Origin of the sequence: Streptomyces sp. (assembly GCF_036524955.1) — a bacterium.
Lineage (GTDB): Bacteria > Actinomycetota > Actinomycetes > Streptomycetales > Streptomycetaceae > Actinacidiphila.
Genome location: NZ_DATDBG010000264.1, coordinates 1 through 14384, shown reverse-complemented (window position 1 = coordinate 14384; position 14384 = coordinate 1). Strand labels below are relative to the sequence as shown.

Below are 14384 nucleotides of genomic sequence, written 5' to 3'. Positions count from 1 at the left end.
CCCCCCCCCCGGCAGCGGGGGAGGTGCGGTCACCGGCTCCCGGTGGAGCTGAGCGCGGTGACGTTGTCCAGCGTCAGCAGACGCTGGAAGTCCTTCGGCGCCGCGGTCTTGACCCACAGCAGCATCCGCAGCCGCTTGGGCAGGGTGAAGCGGTACACCCGCGCGTCCGGGTCGCCGAAGGCGTACAGCGGCGGTACGAACGGTGCCCGCCGCAGATCGGCGAAGATGCGGTCGGCCGCCCACCCCGGGTCCGCGCCACCGCTGCGTACCTCCTCGATGGACGACAGCGCCCGGTCGATCAACTCGCGAAGGCCCCCCGGCGCCCGGAACCAGATCCCGCCCCCCTCGAGTTCCTCCACCGCCGACCAGTCCCCGTTCCCGGCCTCGCCCTCCAGCCGGGCCCGCTTCAGCGACAGCGCGGCCAGGATCTGCCACAGCAGCCACACCCTGCTGAAGGCGTTCCACAGCCGGAAGTCCCCGCACGCGGTACGCGCGGCGGTCAGCAGGTCGTCGTTCCAGTGCGCCAGGGCGTCCTGGAACCGGGCCACCCGCTCGAACGGCCCGGGTCCGAAATCGTCCCGGCGCACCGCGTCGACCAGCGCGGCGGCGAGCGCGTGCACCGTCTCCACGCCCATGGTGACGTCCCGCGACAGGAACATGTCGTTGCGGCCCGCGGACCGCTCCAGGGCGAACCAGCGGTCCCCGTGGGTGCGGGCCGCGGTCCGCTGGTACAGCGGCTCGGCGGTCCACGGGCCCACCGTGCGAGCCCCCGCGAACTGCCGCCGCAGCCCCGGATAGCGGTCCACCACCGCGCGGAACGCCGCCTCCGGGTCCTTCGGCAGGTCCAGCCGGCCCGCGTGGTCCGGGTCCAGACTCAGCGTCACCCCGGTGGCGCGGTTCCGGCTGTCCTTGTGGTTGCCGAAGTGCGCCAACTGGATCCAGCCGCCGTCGAACAGGTGGTGGACCGTACCCCGCGACCACGGGGAGACCGCTGCCGTGGACCACGCGACCGGGAGGAGCCCGCGCGCCTCCCGGGGCCCGCCGAGCCGTTCCCAGGCGGTCACCCCGGTCATCCGCGCCGCGTACACCTGGGAGCGGTGGCGCAGCCGGGGCACGGCGTCGTCCCCGGCGCGGCCCACCAGCGGCGAGCCGGCCCCGGCGCAGTCCACCAGGTACCGCGCCCGGTGCACTTGCCCGTCGTCGGTACGCACCCACGCCTCGCCGTCCCCGGTCCCGGCGTCGGCCAGCCGGGCGCCGTTCGGCACCGGCACGGCCCCGTAGCGCAGCGCCAGTTCCAGCGCGTACCGGTCCACCGAGGGCCGGTCGAGGTGCCACTCGCAGTGCTCGCCGGGCACGTTGAACTGGATCGTCTCGGCCGGGTGCTGGTCCTGCCCGGGGCGGTGGTAGAGGAACCCCAGGCTGTCCTTGACCCCGCTGCCCGCCTTCACCCGGGCCGGCAGGTCCGGGAAGAGCCCGAAGGCGGCGATCTCGGGCACCTGGAACCGCTTGGCGAGCAGCAGGAAGACCTCGGCGGTGTACGGGACGGTGGTCTCGCCCGCCGGTTCCGTGCCGTCGCCCGGCGCCGCGACGACCAGCACCCGCAGCCCCTGGCGGGCCAGCACGGCGGCGAGCAGACCGGCGGTCAGATGCCCGCCGAGGACGGCCACGTCGTACGGCGGCGGGGAGCCGGCGGTCGCCGGGCGGTCCTGCGCGGGCCGGGGGGCGGGGGATTGCGTCATGGCTCTGACCTCTCTGACGAGTCCATCGGGCCGACGGTGCCGCGGGCCGTGCCGCGGAGCCCGCTGCGTGCAGTGCTCGGACAGGTGTGTACGGTCCTGCGCGTGCGGGTGCCGCTCACCGCAGCTCGCCCGACTCGACCGCCGCCGTCAGCCGCCGCCGGTCGACCTTGCCGTTGGGCGTCCTGGGCAGCTCGGCGACGATGTGCAGCCGGTTGACGATCATGTACGTGGGCAGCCGCTCCGCGCAGTGCCGCTTGATCTCCAGCACCGACGGCGGCCGTTCACCGGCCGGCACCACGACCGCGTGCAGCGCCGCGTCCAGACCGGAACCGGCGACCAGCACACAGGCGTCGGCGACCGCGGGGTGCAGGCCCAGCGCGTTCTCGATCTCCCCGGGTTCGATCCGGTGGCCGCGCACCTTCTCCATCAGGTCGCGCCGGCCCAGGTAGTGCAGCGTGCCGTCGGCGTCCCGGCGTACCAGGTCGCCGGTGGGGTAGGGGCCGCGCTGCGGCTCGCGGCCCCAGTAGCCGAGCATCACCGTGGGCCCGCAGACCACCAGTTCGCCCTCGTCGGCGGTGTCGTCGGGGGCGAGGGCCACCGAGTCGCCGGCGCAGGGCCGGCCGATCGGCAGCGGCCGGTCCAGCGCCAGGTCGGCGTCGGTGACCTCGTGTGCGGTGCACACGTTGGTCTCCGTCGGGCCGTACCAGTTGAGCAGCCGGACGCCCGGCCACACCGCCCGCAGCCGCCGCACCTGGGACACCGGGAACGGCTCCCCGGCGAACACGCACACCCGCAGGTCGGCCGCCGACCCGTCCGCCGACCCCTCCACCGACCCGTCCGCCGACTGGGCCGCCGGCTCGGCCGCGTCGAGAACGCCTGAGCGCAGCATCAGCCCGAGCACGGACGGCACGGAGTACCACACCGTGATCCGCCGCTCCCGGACGAACGCAGCCAGCTGCTCGGGTGCGTACGCCATCTCCTGCGGGATCAGCGAGACCTCCGCCCCGGCGAGGAAGGCCGCGTACAGGTCGAACACCGACAGGTCGAAGTTGAACGGGGCATGGTTGGACAGCCGGTCCCGCGGGCCGACCCCCGCCTCCTTGGCCGCCCACTCCACGAAGGCCAGGGCGTTGCCGTGACTGACGCACACCCCCTTGGGCATACCGGTGGAGCCGGAGGTGTAGAGGATGTACGCGGGGGCGTCGGGCCCACTCGCATGCCGCACCGGGCGGCCGGCACCGGTGCCCGCGCGGGCCGGCTCGTCGAGGTCCGTCAGCTCCGTCAGCCCCGGCAACTCCGGTCCGCCCGCGCCGGCCCGTACCGCGGCGTCCTCGTCGGCGACGATCAGGACCGCGCCGCAGTCCGCGGCGATGCGGCCCACCCGGGACGGCGGATTGGCGCCGGAGACCGGTACGTACACGGCCCCCACCCGCAGCGCGGCCTGCATCAGCGCCACCGCCCGCACGCTCTTGTGGCTCCACAGCACCACCCGGTCGCCGGGCCGCACCCCCCGCCCCGCCAGCGCGGCGGCGAACCGGTCGGCGAGCCGGTCGAGTTCGCGGTACGTCACGGCGCCGTCCGGGCCGTGCACAGCCGGGGCGTCAGGGCTCCGCCCGGCCGACCGGATCACGAGATCGTGCAACCCCGTCGACGCGGTCACAGTCCCAGCTCCCTGGCCACCAGATTGCGCTGGACGTCGGACGTGCCGGAGAAGAGGACCGTGGGCACGGCGTCCCGCAGTACCGCCTCGACGCCGTCGGCCCGGGTGTACCCGCGCCCGCCGAAGATCCGTACCGCGTCCAGCGCCCCGGCCACCAGCCCCTCCGACACGGCCAGCTTCGACAGGGCCACGGCCAGCGTCGCCGGACCGCCCTGGTCCATCTCCCAGCACGCCCGGTACAGCAGCAGCCGGGCCGCCTCCAGCCGGAGCTTCATATCGGCGACGCGATGGCTGACCGCCTGGAAGTCCGCTATCCGGCGGCCGGACTGGCGGCGGTCGCGGGCGTGGCGCACACACCGCTCGACCAGCGTGTCGTACAACCCGAGGAACCCGGCGAACAGGCAGGCCCGCTCCCACCCCATGGAGTGCTGGAAGATCGCCCCGCCGCTGCCGGGTTCGCCGAGCACCTGGTCGTCGGGCACGAAGCAGTCGGCGAACCGCAGGCCGCCCGCCGGGACCTCGTCCAGCCCCATCTTCCCGAACGGTTCACCCACGGTCAGCCCGGCAGCCGAGCGTGCCACCACGAAGCCGGTGGTGCCCAGGTGACCGGCCGCCGGATCGGTGGTCGCGTACGTCACGAACACGTCCGCCTCCGGGCCGTTGGTGACGAAGCTCTTCTCCCCGTTCAGCACCCAGCCGCCGGGCACCCGCACCGCGGCGACCGCCAGCCGCGCCACGTCCGACCCGGCCTCCGCCTCGGTCATGGCGTTGCCCGCGATCAGCTCGCCGCCGCACATCCCGGGCAGAAAGCGTTCTCTGGCGGCGGCGGTGCCGAAGTCGGCGATGGGCATCGCGCACGCGAACAGATGCGCACCCGCGCCGAACACCATCCCCGTGTGCGCGCAGCCGCGCCCCAGCGCCTCCATCTGGTGCGCGGTGTCCAGCGCGCCCAGACCGCCGCCGCCGTAGCGGACGGGCACGGACAGTCCGAGCAGCCCGAGCTTGCCCAGGCGCCGCCAGGATGTGCGGGTGTAGAAGCCGGCGCTCGGACGCTCCCCGGGTGGGAACGCCTCCGCCACGGCCGCGAGAGTGTCCTCGAAGCGCGCGGTCTGCGCCGCGGTCCAGCCGAATTCCATGGGTCATGCCCCTCTCGGTCGGCGAGGCACGGAAGCCGTCCCGGACAGCCTCTGCAGAACCGATGGAGAGGCGGTCAAGGGCCGCTCCAACGTCCTCGTGCGCGCGGGCCGGGCGTCGTCGGGCGTGCGGCGAGAATGCCGAACAGTCGTACGAGCGCGGGGACTGATCCTGCCGGCCTCGACCCGAGCGTGTCGTCCCAGGTCAGATGAGGTGAACCCACGGTGGAGCGCTACGGGGCGGTCGTCGCGCCCATGCGATGCCGTTCACGCAACCGTCATAAGAACCGGTCCACCGTTCATGCCCCTGTTGACCGAGCCGTCCCCGGCCGACTGACCTGATCCGATCCGGCGGGCACCCGAGCGATCCGTGCCGTCCGGCGGCCTGCCGTCCGCCGCCTGCCGCGCTGTGACCGGCTGTGTCCGGGCCGGCGGGAAGCACACGGCCCCCGGGGGGCGACATCCCTCGCCCCGGGACCGTCGTCGATGTCAGCAAGGGCCGAGGGGCACTTTCCAGACCAGGCGGGTTCCGCCGCCGGGATCCGGCCCGGCTTCCAGCTCTCCGCCGAGGCGCTGTGCGCGTTCGGCGAGATTGCGCAGTCCGCTGCGGCGTCCGTCGGCCGCAAGCCCCGCTCCGTTGTCGCCGACGGTCACGGTGAGCGTGCCGCCCGCGACGACGAGGGAGACCTCGGCCGCTGTGGCCCGGGCGTGACGGGCGATGTTCGACAGGGCTTCGGCCAGAACCGCGACGGCGTCCTCCACCACCGCGGCGGGCACGTCGGTGTCGAGCAGCCCCTCCATACGCAGTGCGGGCGTGAAGCCGAGGGTACGGGCGGCGTTCTCGATGCTCGCGGCGGCACGCGAGCGCAGGCCTTGAGGTCTGCGCTCCGCCTCCCGGGCCCGCAGCCCGAAGATCGTGGACCGGATGATCTTGATGGTCTCGTCGAGGTCGTCCACCGCGCGCAGCAGCCGCTCGCTCGCCTCGGGGTGGTCCACGAAGCGCACCGCGCTCTGCAGGGTCATGCCGGTGGCGAACAGCCGCTGGATGGCCAGGTCGTGCAGGTCCCGGGCGATGCGGTCGCGGTCCTCCAGCAGGGTGAGCTGCTCGGCTGCCCGGCGTCGCTCGGCCAGCTCCATGGCGAGCGCCGCCTGCCCGGCGAACGCCAGCAGGGGTTCCGTCTCGGCCTCGGTGAAGGGCGTGGCCCGCTCCTCGCGGGCGAGCAGCAGGGCACCGAGCGCTCCGCCGTCGGTCATCATGGGCACTGCCACGACCGGCCCGAGCCCCTGGAAGCGAGACGGTCCCACCGTCACCCGGGGGTCCTTCTGGACCTCGGCGGTGGTGATCGGCTCTCCGGCGGCCATCGCCGCCCCCATGAACGAACCCTCCCTGGGCAGCACCAGATCCTGGTGCTCCTCGGCATCGATCCCGACGGCGATCATGACCCGCAGATCCGTGCCGCTCTCGGCCGGCATCGCCAGGACGCCCAGGTCCGCGCCGAGAATGCTCCCGGCGTGCCGGACGATACCCCGCAGGACGTCCATCTCCTCAGTGCCGGACAGCAGGGCGCTGACGACTTCGGCATGGGCCTCCATCCAGCGCTGCCGGTCGCGGGCCGCCTTGTACAGCCGGGCGTTCTCGATCGCGACGCCGGCCGCCACGGCCAGGGTGCGCAGCACCGTCTCGTCCTCGCCGTCGAACTCCGAGCCGTCGCGTTTCTCGGTGAGGTACAGGTTCCCGAAGACCTCGTCGCGTACCCGGATGGGCACTCCGAGGAAGGAATGCATGGGCGGATGGTTCGCCGGGAAACCGTACGACGCCGGGTGCTCGGAGATCTCCGACAGCCGCAGCGGCTCCGGGTGGCGGATCAGCTCGCCGAGGATGCCGTGCCCGGACGGCAGCGGCCCGATCGCCTCGGCCTGCTCTTCGGTCACCCCCACTGTCAGGAACTCCGAGAGTTGCGTGCCCTCGACCACCCCCAGCGCGCCGTACTCCGCGTCGACCAGGGCCACCGCCGACTCGACGATCTGCCTCAGCACCTGCGGCAGGTCGAGTTCGCGGCCCACCGACAGCACCGCTTCCAGGAGACTGCTGACCCGGTCCCCCATGCCGCGCACCGCGGCGATGCGGCTCTGCAGCTCGTCCAGCAGCTCATCGAGCCGAAGCCGGGGCAACCGCCCGCCCTCCTCGCCGACGATGTCGCCCACCACGCCCTCCGCTCGCGCCTGGCCGGTGGCCGGGACGTTCCCCACAGCCCACGGTAGCCGCAGGGCGGATCGGCTGCGCGATTACGCAGTGGAGGCCGGCGCGCCCAGCGCGCAGTGGACGTCCACGACGCCCTCGACGGCTCGGGTGAGACGCGAGGCGACCGGAATCAGCTCCGGGTCGAGGATCTGGCCGCGGAGAGTCACCACGCCCTCGCGTACCTCCACACTCACCGACGGCTCACCGGGGAACAGCGCGCGGACGACCTCACTGCGTACTTCGCCGGCGATCTCCTCGTCCGTCCGAAGGAAGACCTGCAGCAGGTCGGATCGGCTCACGATGCCGCACAGCTTGCCCTCGGCGTCCGTCACCGGCAGCCGCTTGACGCGCCGCTGGGCCATGATGCGGGCGGCCTGTGCCACCGTGGAGTCGGCGTGGACGCAGACGGCGGGTGCCGTCATGAGCTGTTCGGCGGTCACGGCTGAAGCCTTGGCAGGATCGGAGAGCCGGCGCAGCTCGTCGTACCGGGCCGGGTCAGTATCCCGGAACTCCTCCTTGGGCAGGAGGTCTGCCTCGGACACCACTCCGATGACCCGGCCCTCGCCCTCCAGTACGGGCAGGGCGCTGACCTTCCACTGCTCCATGGTCCTGACGATCTCCTTGAAGCTCGCGCCCCGGCCAAGCGCGACGACGGCCCGGGTCATGACGTCGCTGACGGTGCGTGGTGATGCGTACATGATCCACTCTCTCTTCGGTACTCCACCGGGCCGGGGTGATCGGCACCGGTCCTCAGTCCGGCCGGGGCTGTGCCGCGGCCTCTTTCGCGATCCCGAGCGCCCAGGCGCGCACGCGGTCACGGTCGCGGAAGTCGCCGCCCTTGCCTTTGCTCAGGATCAACCGGGCGATGAAGCCGCGGGCACCCTCGACCAGCCGGCCGCCGAACGTCACATGTTCGCGGGCGTCCAGTCCGTCGGCGATCTTGAGCACACCCGGCACCGCGGGGATCTCGCGTTCGGCGGCCGACACGTCGAGGGGCCCGCTGCTGAACAGCCACACCGGTATCCGGAGGAGCGCCTTGCGGTGGTGGCGAGCGAAACGGACGGCCTCCCGCAGCCAGCGGCCGGCGTACACACCGGAGCCGAGCACCACCGCGGTGTAGGGGCGAAGGTCCTCCACCGCGGGGGCGGGCCGCACCTCCACATCGAGGCCCTCGCCGGACAGCGTCTCACCGATCCACTGGGCCATCTCGGCGGTGCCGCCGTTCTTCGACGCGTACGCCACGAGCACACAGGGCTCGCTCATCACTGATCACCTCGCCCCGGCGTGTGCTCTCCCGTTCCGGCGTGTGCGCTCGCTTCCTCACGGCGGTGGCCGAGATCCGCGGTGACGTCCACGACGCCGTCAACCCCTTGGCACAGGCGTATGACGACGGGGATCAGACTGCGGCGCTCGACCGTGCCGCGCAGGGACACCCGGCCGTCGGTGACCTTGACGGTCACCTCGGCGGCGCTGATGCCGAGGGTGTGGTCCAGGACGTCGCCGGTGATCTCCTCGCGGATGACGCTGTCCCGGCGCAGGAAGACCCGGAGCAGGTCGGACCGGCTGACGACGCCGACCAGGCGGCCGGTCTCGTCCACCACCGGGAGCCGCTTGACCCGGTGCCGGTCCATGACCCGGGCGGCTTGCACCACCGTCCACTGCGGGTGGGCGACGACGGCGGGGCTGGCCATCAGCTCGCCCGCGGTGGTGGCCACAGCGTCGGCGTGCTCCGCGCCGGGGGCGTCCGGACCGGTCAGCAGCCCGGCTGGATCCGGCAGCGCGGACTGTCTGCGCAGCAGGTCCGCCTCGGAGACCACGCCCAGCGGGCGGTCGGTGTCGTCCACGACAGGCACCGCCGTGAGGTCGTATTCCGCGAGAAGTCCGGCGACGTACTTGAAGGGCGCGTCGGCACGTATCCGCACGACCGGGCGGGTCATCAGGTCACTCACGTTCCGGTGCCTCATCATGCTGCCTCCTCGGAACTCCTGTTGCCTCACTCCCACTCTCCAGGGCCCACGGCGTTCCCGTTCAGGGCCGGTCGGCACCCGGTGCCGGGACCAAGGTCCTGACCCACGCCTTTCGAGCCGCCCGGCTTGTGGTTCGCGCCGGCCGTGCTGCCATGGAAGGCGGGGCACGGAAGGGACCGCGGATGGCACCGGACTGGACCTGGCGGTACGAGGGCTACGACCCGTCGCAGGAGCGGCTGCGCGAGGCGCTGTGCACGCTCGGCAACGGGTATTTCGCCACGCGCGGGGCTGCCGCCGAGTCGGCGGCCGGCCCGGTGCACCACCCCGGGACGTACGCGGCGGGCTGCTACAACCGGCTGACCTCCCGCGTGGCCGGCCGGGACGTCGAGAACGAGGACATGGTCAACCTCCCGAACTGGCTTCCGATGCGTTTCCGGGCACGGGGCGGCTCCTGGTTCACCCCCGACGACAGCACGGTCCTCGCGTACGAGCAGGTTCTCGACCTGCGCCGGGGCGTGCTGGCGCGCCGGATGCGGCTGCGGGACGCCGCCGGTCGGCAGGTGACCGTCGAGGAATCCCGCCTGGTGCACATGGCGGATCCGCACCTGGCCGGGCACCGGGTGCGGATCACCGCGCAGGGCTGGGCGGGCGAACTGGAAGTGGAGTCCGGCGTCGACGGAAACGTGCGCAACGAGGGCGTCGAGCGGTACCGCGACCTGGACGGCCGTCACCTCACCGACTTTCGGACCGGCGTCACGGGCACGGACACGATGTGGCTGAGCTGCCGCACGTCCGCCTCCGACGTCCGTATCGCGCTGGCCGCTCGTACCCGCGTCACATTCGGCCCACCCGGCTCCACAGCACTCACCCCTGGTGAACGAGCCGCCGCCCATCGGATGACGCTGCGCATCGCCCCCGGGCGGCCGATCACCGTCGAGAAGACGGTCGCCCTGCACACCTCGCGTGACCCGGCGATCAGTGACCCTCTGCACGCGGCGCTCGGCCGGGCAGCGGACGCCCCGGACTTCGCGGGGCTGCTCGACTCGCACACCGCGGCCTGGGAACGCCTGTGGCAGCGGGCCGAACTGGAGGTGCCGGGCGATGCCGGCCACCTGTTGCGGCTGCACCTGTTCCACGTTCTGCAGACCCTCTCGCCGCACACGGCCGGCCTGGACGTGGGGGTGCCCGCCCGAGGGTTGCACGGCGAGGCGTACCGGGGGCACGTCTTCTGGGACGAGCTGTTCGTCCTGCCCTACCTGAACCTGCACCTGCCGGAGGTCTCACGGGCCCTGCTGACCTACCGGCACCGCCGGCTGGCCGCCGCCTGCCGGGCGGCGGCCGAGGCCGGGCTGCCAGGTGCCATGTACCCGTGGCAGAGTGGCGGCGACGGGCGCGAGGAGACCCAGGCCCTCCACCTCAATCCGCGCTCCGGCCGCTGGCTCCCCGACCACTCGCGGCTGCAGCACCACGTCGGGTCCGCGGTGGCGTACAACGTGTGGCAGTACTGTCTGGCCAGCGGCGACACGGCGTTCCTGCACGCGGAGGGCGCCGAGATGCTGCTGCAGATCGCCCGGTTCTGGGCACACAGCGCGATGTGGGACCCCGCGTACGAGCGCTACCGCATCCGGGGAGTCGTCGGCCCCGACGAGTACCACGACGCCTATCCGGAGGCGCCCGAACCCGGGATCGACGACAACGCCTATACGAACGTCACGGCGGCCTGGGTGCTGAGCCGGGCGCTGGAACTCGCCGACGCGCTGCCCGCCCCGCGCCGCGACGAGCTGTTCGAACGACTCGCCCTCGACCGGGCCGAACTGGCCTGGTGGGACGATGTGTCCCGCCGCCTGCGAGTGCCGTTCCACCAGGGTGTGATCAGCCAGTTCGAAGGGTACGGCGACCTCGCCGAGCTGGACTGGACGGACTACCGTGCCCGGTACGGAGACATCCGCCGCCTCGACCGCATCCTGGAAGCCGAGGGCGACAGCGTCAACCGCTACCAGGCGTCCAAGCAGGCCGACGTACTGATGCTCGGCTACCTCTTCCCGCCCGCCGAGCTCTCCGCTCTTTTCCGGCGATTGGGTCACCGGCTGGACGACGACACCTGGACGGCCACCGTCGACCGCTACCTGGCGCGGACAAGCCACGGCTCCACGTTGAGCGGGCTCGTGCACGGCTGGGTGCTGGCGCGGTCACGACGCGCCGAGGCATGGAGGTACGTACGCGAGGCACTCCTCGGCGACGTCGCCGACGTCCAGGGCGGCACCACCGGTGAAGGCATCCACCTGGGCGCCATGGGCGGCACGCTCGACCTCGTCCAGCGCGGGCTGACCGGCCTCGAACCCCGCGAGGACGCGCTGCGGCTGGACCCCGTGCCCCTGCCCGGGCTCTCCCGCTTCCACCTCTCGGTGCGCTACCGGGCCCACTGGGGTGTCGGCCTCACCCTGCACTCCGGACATCTGCACGTCAGCGTTCCAGACTCCGACCAGACGCCCATCCAGATCGTCCTCGGCGAACAGCCGTACACCGTGGCGCCCGGCAGCGAGATCACCGTCGACCTCCCGGCCGGCTGACCTCCCGGCCGGCTGACCTCCGGAGCGAGCCGGCAGGCCCCGGCTCACGGGGACCGACCCTTCGGCCCTTCTCGTCCTTCACCGGGCGAGCGCCTTTCCACCGGCCCACCCACCGCGACCGCGTCCTCGGGTCAGCCCGCGGTGATGCGGCGCCCGGTGATGCGCACCGGGCGGATCCGTATCCACACAGGGCGGTTTCCGCCTGCCCAGGGGGAGCTGTGCGCCTGCTGCTGGAGTCTGCGGACGTCGTCCGCGTCGGTGACCTCGGCTGCGGGGCCGAGCAGCAGCACGCTCCAGCCCTCACTCAGGGCCTCGTCGATCCGGTCCACCTCGAACGCGACCTCACGGTCGGCGGCCAGGGAGGGCGCGGAGGCCGGTGCCGTCCGGAAGACGACGGTCTCGTCGACCACCTCGTAGTTGACGGGCAGGATGGCCGGGCCCGCGTCCGTGGTCACCGCGACGCGGCCCACACCGTGGTCCGACAGCAGTGCCAGGCACTCCTGAGCGCCCAGTTCGGTGAAGGTGGGGTGGGCCGCGGCCTCGCCCAAGCCGGGCGGCAGCCCGGCGGTCCCCCCGCGCAACTGCTGCACGGTGGTCTCCAGCGCCTCGGCCACGCGCAGCATGAAGGTGGGACCGGGGAGCGCGGTGGGCCGCTCCTCGACGTACTGCAGGTAGCGGGGGGCTATGCCGGCGCGTTCGGCCACCTCCTCGCGGGTCAGACAGAGTTCTTCGCGGCGCGACGCCAGCCGTCGGCCGATGTCGCCCGCCGGGACCGACTCCTGCGGCATGTGATCACGTCCCTTCGCCGGCCCGCACGCTCACCGTCGTGTGCGACGGCTCGCCGAGGACGACTTTGAGCGCGCCGGTTTCGGCCGGCCGGGCGAAGACGTCGTACGCCTCTTCCATCCGGTTCAGCTCGAAGGTGTGGGTGACCAGCGAGGAAGCCGGGAGCCTGCCGTCGACGAGCATGCGCAGCAGCGTCGGGGTGGAGTAGGTGTCGACCAGTCCGGTGCGGATCGTGACGTTCTTGATCCACAGGTCTTCCAGGTGCAGCGTGGCGGGCCTGCCGTGGACGCCGACGTTCGCGAGGTGACCGCCCGGCCGCACCATGCGGGTGCACAGTTCGAAGCTCTCCGGCACTCCCACCGCCTCGATGACCACGTCCGCGCCGAGCCCGCCGGTCAGATCGGCGACGAGCGCCTCGCTCTCCTCCACCGTGGCGATCGCGTCCGCGCCCAGGCGCTTGGCGGCCTCCAGCCGAGGGGCGGCGAGGTCGACGGCGATGATCCGGGCGGGCGAGAACAGCCGCGCGGTGGCGACCGCGGCCAGTCCGATCGGCCCGGAACCGACGACGGCCACGGTGTCCCCGGGACGTACCCGCCCGTTGAGCACGCCCACCTCGTAGGCGGTCGGGAAGATGTCGGCCAGCAGCACGGCCTCCTTCGCGTCCACCGACGCCGGCAGCGGATGCAGCGCCAGATCCGCGTACGGCACCCGGACGTACTCGGCCTGCGTACCGTCGATCAGATGGCCGAGGATCCAGCCGCCGCCACCGCGGCACTGCCCGTACGCGCCCTCCCGGCAGAACCGGCACCGGCCGCAGCCGGTGATGCACGAGACCAGCACCCGGTCACCGGGCCGTACGCCCTGCACCGCGCTTCCCGTCTCGACGACCTGGCCCACGGCCTCGTGTCCCAGCACCGTGCCCGGCCGCACATCCGGCACATCCCCCTTGAGGATGTGCAGATCCGTACCGCAGATGGTGACCGCCTCGACGCGCACGATCGCGTCGCCCGCGTCCTGGCTCCGGGGGTCCGGCACGTCCTGCCAGGCGGATCGGCCCGGACCGCTGAAGACGAGCGCTTTCATGAAGATCCTCTCCTCGCTCGGCACACGTGGCTCTTCCGGCCCGCCTCCGTCAGCGCGACGCGACGACGCACCGCTGAGCGCGGATCCGCCACGCCTCCAGGCTCCTCGTGGGACACCGACGTCGCATGGGCACGTCGGCCCCCGGAACATGGGCCGTACAGCCCTCCTCGCGACCGGGACGGGCGCGTCCACGCGCGAGCGTCGCCAGGCGGCCGCGCTCCAGCACGCTGAGAGGCTGTCCCGGGCGGGGCGCGTACGCACCGCGCGACGGGCGTCGCCGACCCGCGGACCCGCACCTGAGCCCGCCTCCCGGTCGCAACCGCCATCACCCCGCGCGGCTCCCCGCGCCGCGTGCAGTCGGCGGACCGCCGCCGCAATGCCCGGTCGCCGACACGTCGGCTGACGTGTCGTCAGCCGACGCGGTCGGGGTCACCGGCCGGGGGTCGTGGCGCCGTCACCGGTGAGCCGGTGACACGCCCCTGAACCCGGCGGCCTGCTCACCGCGGCGCGACAGGACGTCGGCGCTGACCGTCCGGTGCCACCTCTTCAGCGTGCGGGCCTGGTCGTGGGCCCGCTGCTCGAGCCGCTGGAGCTCGGCCTGATCCAGGAGCGGTTCGTCGTCGGCGATGGCGAGCAGCGCCTGCCACAGGGCCGTTTTGCCCTCGACGCCGGTGCGCATCGCCTCCAGTTCGATCAGGTCGCTGAGCGGGGAGCGGCGAAGCAGCGTCCCGTTGGATTTGAGCCGGGTGATCCGTTCACCGGCGATGCCGAGCCAGGTGCGGTAGTGGCGTACGGGTACGCCCAGCCGGTCCATGATCCGGACCAGTTCGTCCCGGTCCCGCACCACCTCCTCGGCCAGGCGGCGCATCTCGGCGGCGCGGCTGCTGTCGGCGTGGCTGCCGGCCATACGGAGGGCGAGTGCGCCGCCGGCGAACGACCCGGTGAGGTGGTCGTTCAGGTAGACGCTCAGGGGCTCCGTCAGCAGTTGAGGAGACATCGCGGGAGTCCTTCCGGGGAATGCGAACGGCTGTGCCGCCGACCGCGATCCGCGGCCGCGGGCCAGTGCCGGCCTGACCTGCCGGCCGGTGCGGCCGAGGTCCCTCGGGGACGAATGCACGGCGAGGTGCGCGGCGCGGCTTCCATCGTCCCCCGCCTCGTCCCGGGACGCACGCGGGAGCGCGTCCGCGAGTCCCTGGTGAGGGGC

11 protein-coding genes are annotated in these 14384 nt (G+C 73.0%); 1 reads left to right on the top strand and 10 read right to left on the bottom strand.

What is annotated here, in order from left to right:
• Positions 1 to 29: 29 nt before the first annotated feature.
• The 7 genes from VIW71_RS21065 to VIW71_RS21035 form a co-directional block, all read right to left on the bottom strand.
• Entirely contained in the window at positions 30 to 1739 is a 1710-nt protein-coding gene (locus VIW71_RS21065) for an NAD(P)/FAD-dependent oxidoreductase (RefSeq protein WP_331623991.1), read from the bottom strand.
• A gap of 115 nt (positions 1740 to 1854) precedes the next feature.
• Entirely contained in the window at positions 1855 to 3399 is a 1545-nt protein-coding gene (locus tag VIW71_RS21060) for an AMP-binding protein (protein WP_331623989.1), read from the bottom strand.
• Positions 3396 to 4535, bottom strand: a complete 1140-nt coding sequence (locus tag VIW71_RS21055) for an acyl-CoA dehydrogenase family protein (protein ID WP_331623988.1) — start codon at positions 4533 to 4535, stop codon at positions 3396 to 3398. The genes VIW71_RS21060 and VIW71_RS21055 overlap by 4 nt, the downstream gene beginning before the upstream one ends.
• Positions 4536 to 5021: 486 nt before the next feature.
• Complete coding sequence (locus VIW71_RS21050) at positions 5022 to 6704, bottom strand: GAF domain-containing protein (protein ID WP_331623993.1); 1683 nt, start codon at positions 6702 to 6704, stop codon at positions 5022 to 5024.
• Between the two features lie 114 nt (positions 6705 to 6818).
• A complete protein-coding gene (locus VIW71_RS21045) occupies positions 6819 to 7472 on the bottom strand; it encodes a CBS domain-containing protein (RefSeq protein WP_331623987.1) in 654 nt (217 codons plus the stop codon).
• Positions 7473 to 7524: 52 nt separating this feature from the next.
• The gene (locus VIW71_RS21040; protein WP_331623986.1) at positions 7525 to 8037 is read right to left on the bottom strand and encodes a flavodoxin domain-containing protein; all 513 of its coding nucleotides are present in this window, start codon (positions 8035 to 8037) and stop codon (positions 7525 to 7527) included.
• On the bottom strand, positions 8037 to 8738 hold the full coding sequence (locus tag VIW71_RS21035; RefSeq protein ID WP_331623992.1) for a CBS domain-containing protein: 702 nt from the start codon (positions 8736 to 8738) through the stop codon (positions 8037 to 8039). Before VIW71_RS21035 ends, VIW71_RS21040 begins: the two co-directional genes overlap by 1 nt.
• Positions 8739 to 8923: 185 nt before the next feature.
• Between VIW71_RS21035 and VIW71_RS21030 the strand changes: the two genes are divergently transcribed.
• Positions 8924 to 11311, top strand: a complete 2388-nt coding sequence (locus VIW71_RS21030; protein WP_331623985.1) for a glycoside hydrolase family 65 protein — start codon at positions 8924 to 8926, stop codon at positions 11309 to 11311.
• Positions 11312 to 11442: 131 nt separating this feature from the next.
• On the opposite strand, the gene VIW71_RS21025 is transcribed toward VIW71_RS21030, so the two are convergent.
• From VIW71_RS21025 to VIW71_RS21015, 3 genes are all read right to left on the bottom strand, one after another.
• Positions 11443 to 12099 carry a helix-turn-helix domain-containing protein gene (locus VIW71_RS21025; RefSeq protein ID WP_331623984.1) on the bottom strand — a complete coding sequence of 219 codons (657 nt, stop codon included), beginning with the start codon at positions 12097 to 12099 and terminating at the stop codon, positions 11443 to 11445.
• A 4-nt stretch (positions 12100 to 12103) separates the two neighbouring features.
• The gene (locus VIW71_RS21020; protein ID WP_331623983.1) at positions 12104 to 13180 is read right to left on the bottom strand and encodes a zinc-dependent alcohol dehydrogenase family protein; all 1077 of its coding nucleotides are present in this window, start codon (positions 13178 to 13180) and stop codon (positions 12104 to 12106) included.
• A gap of 454 nt (positions 13181 to 13634) precedes the next feature.
• Positions 13635 to 14177 (bottom strand): hypothetical protein, encoded by a 543-nt coding sequence (locus tag VIW71_RS21015; RefSeq protein WP_331623982.1) that lies wholly within the window; start codon positions 14175 to 14177, stop codon positions 13635 to 13637.
• Between the last annotated feature and the right edge of the window lie 207 nt (positions 14178 to 14384).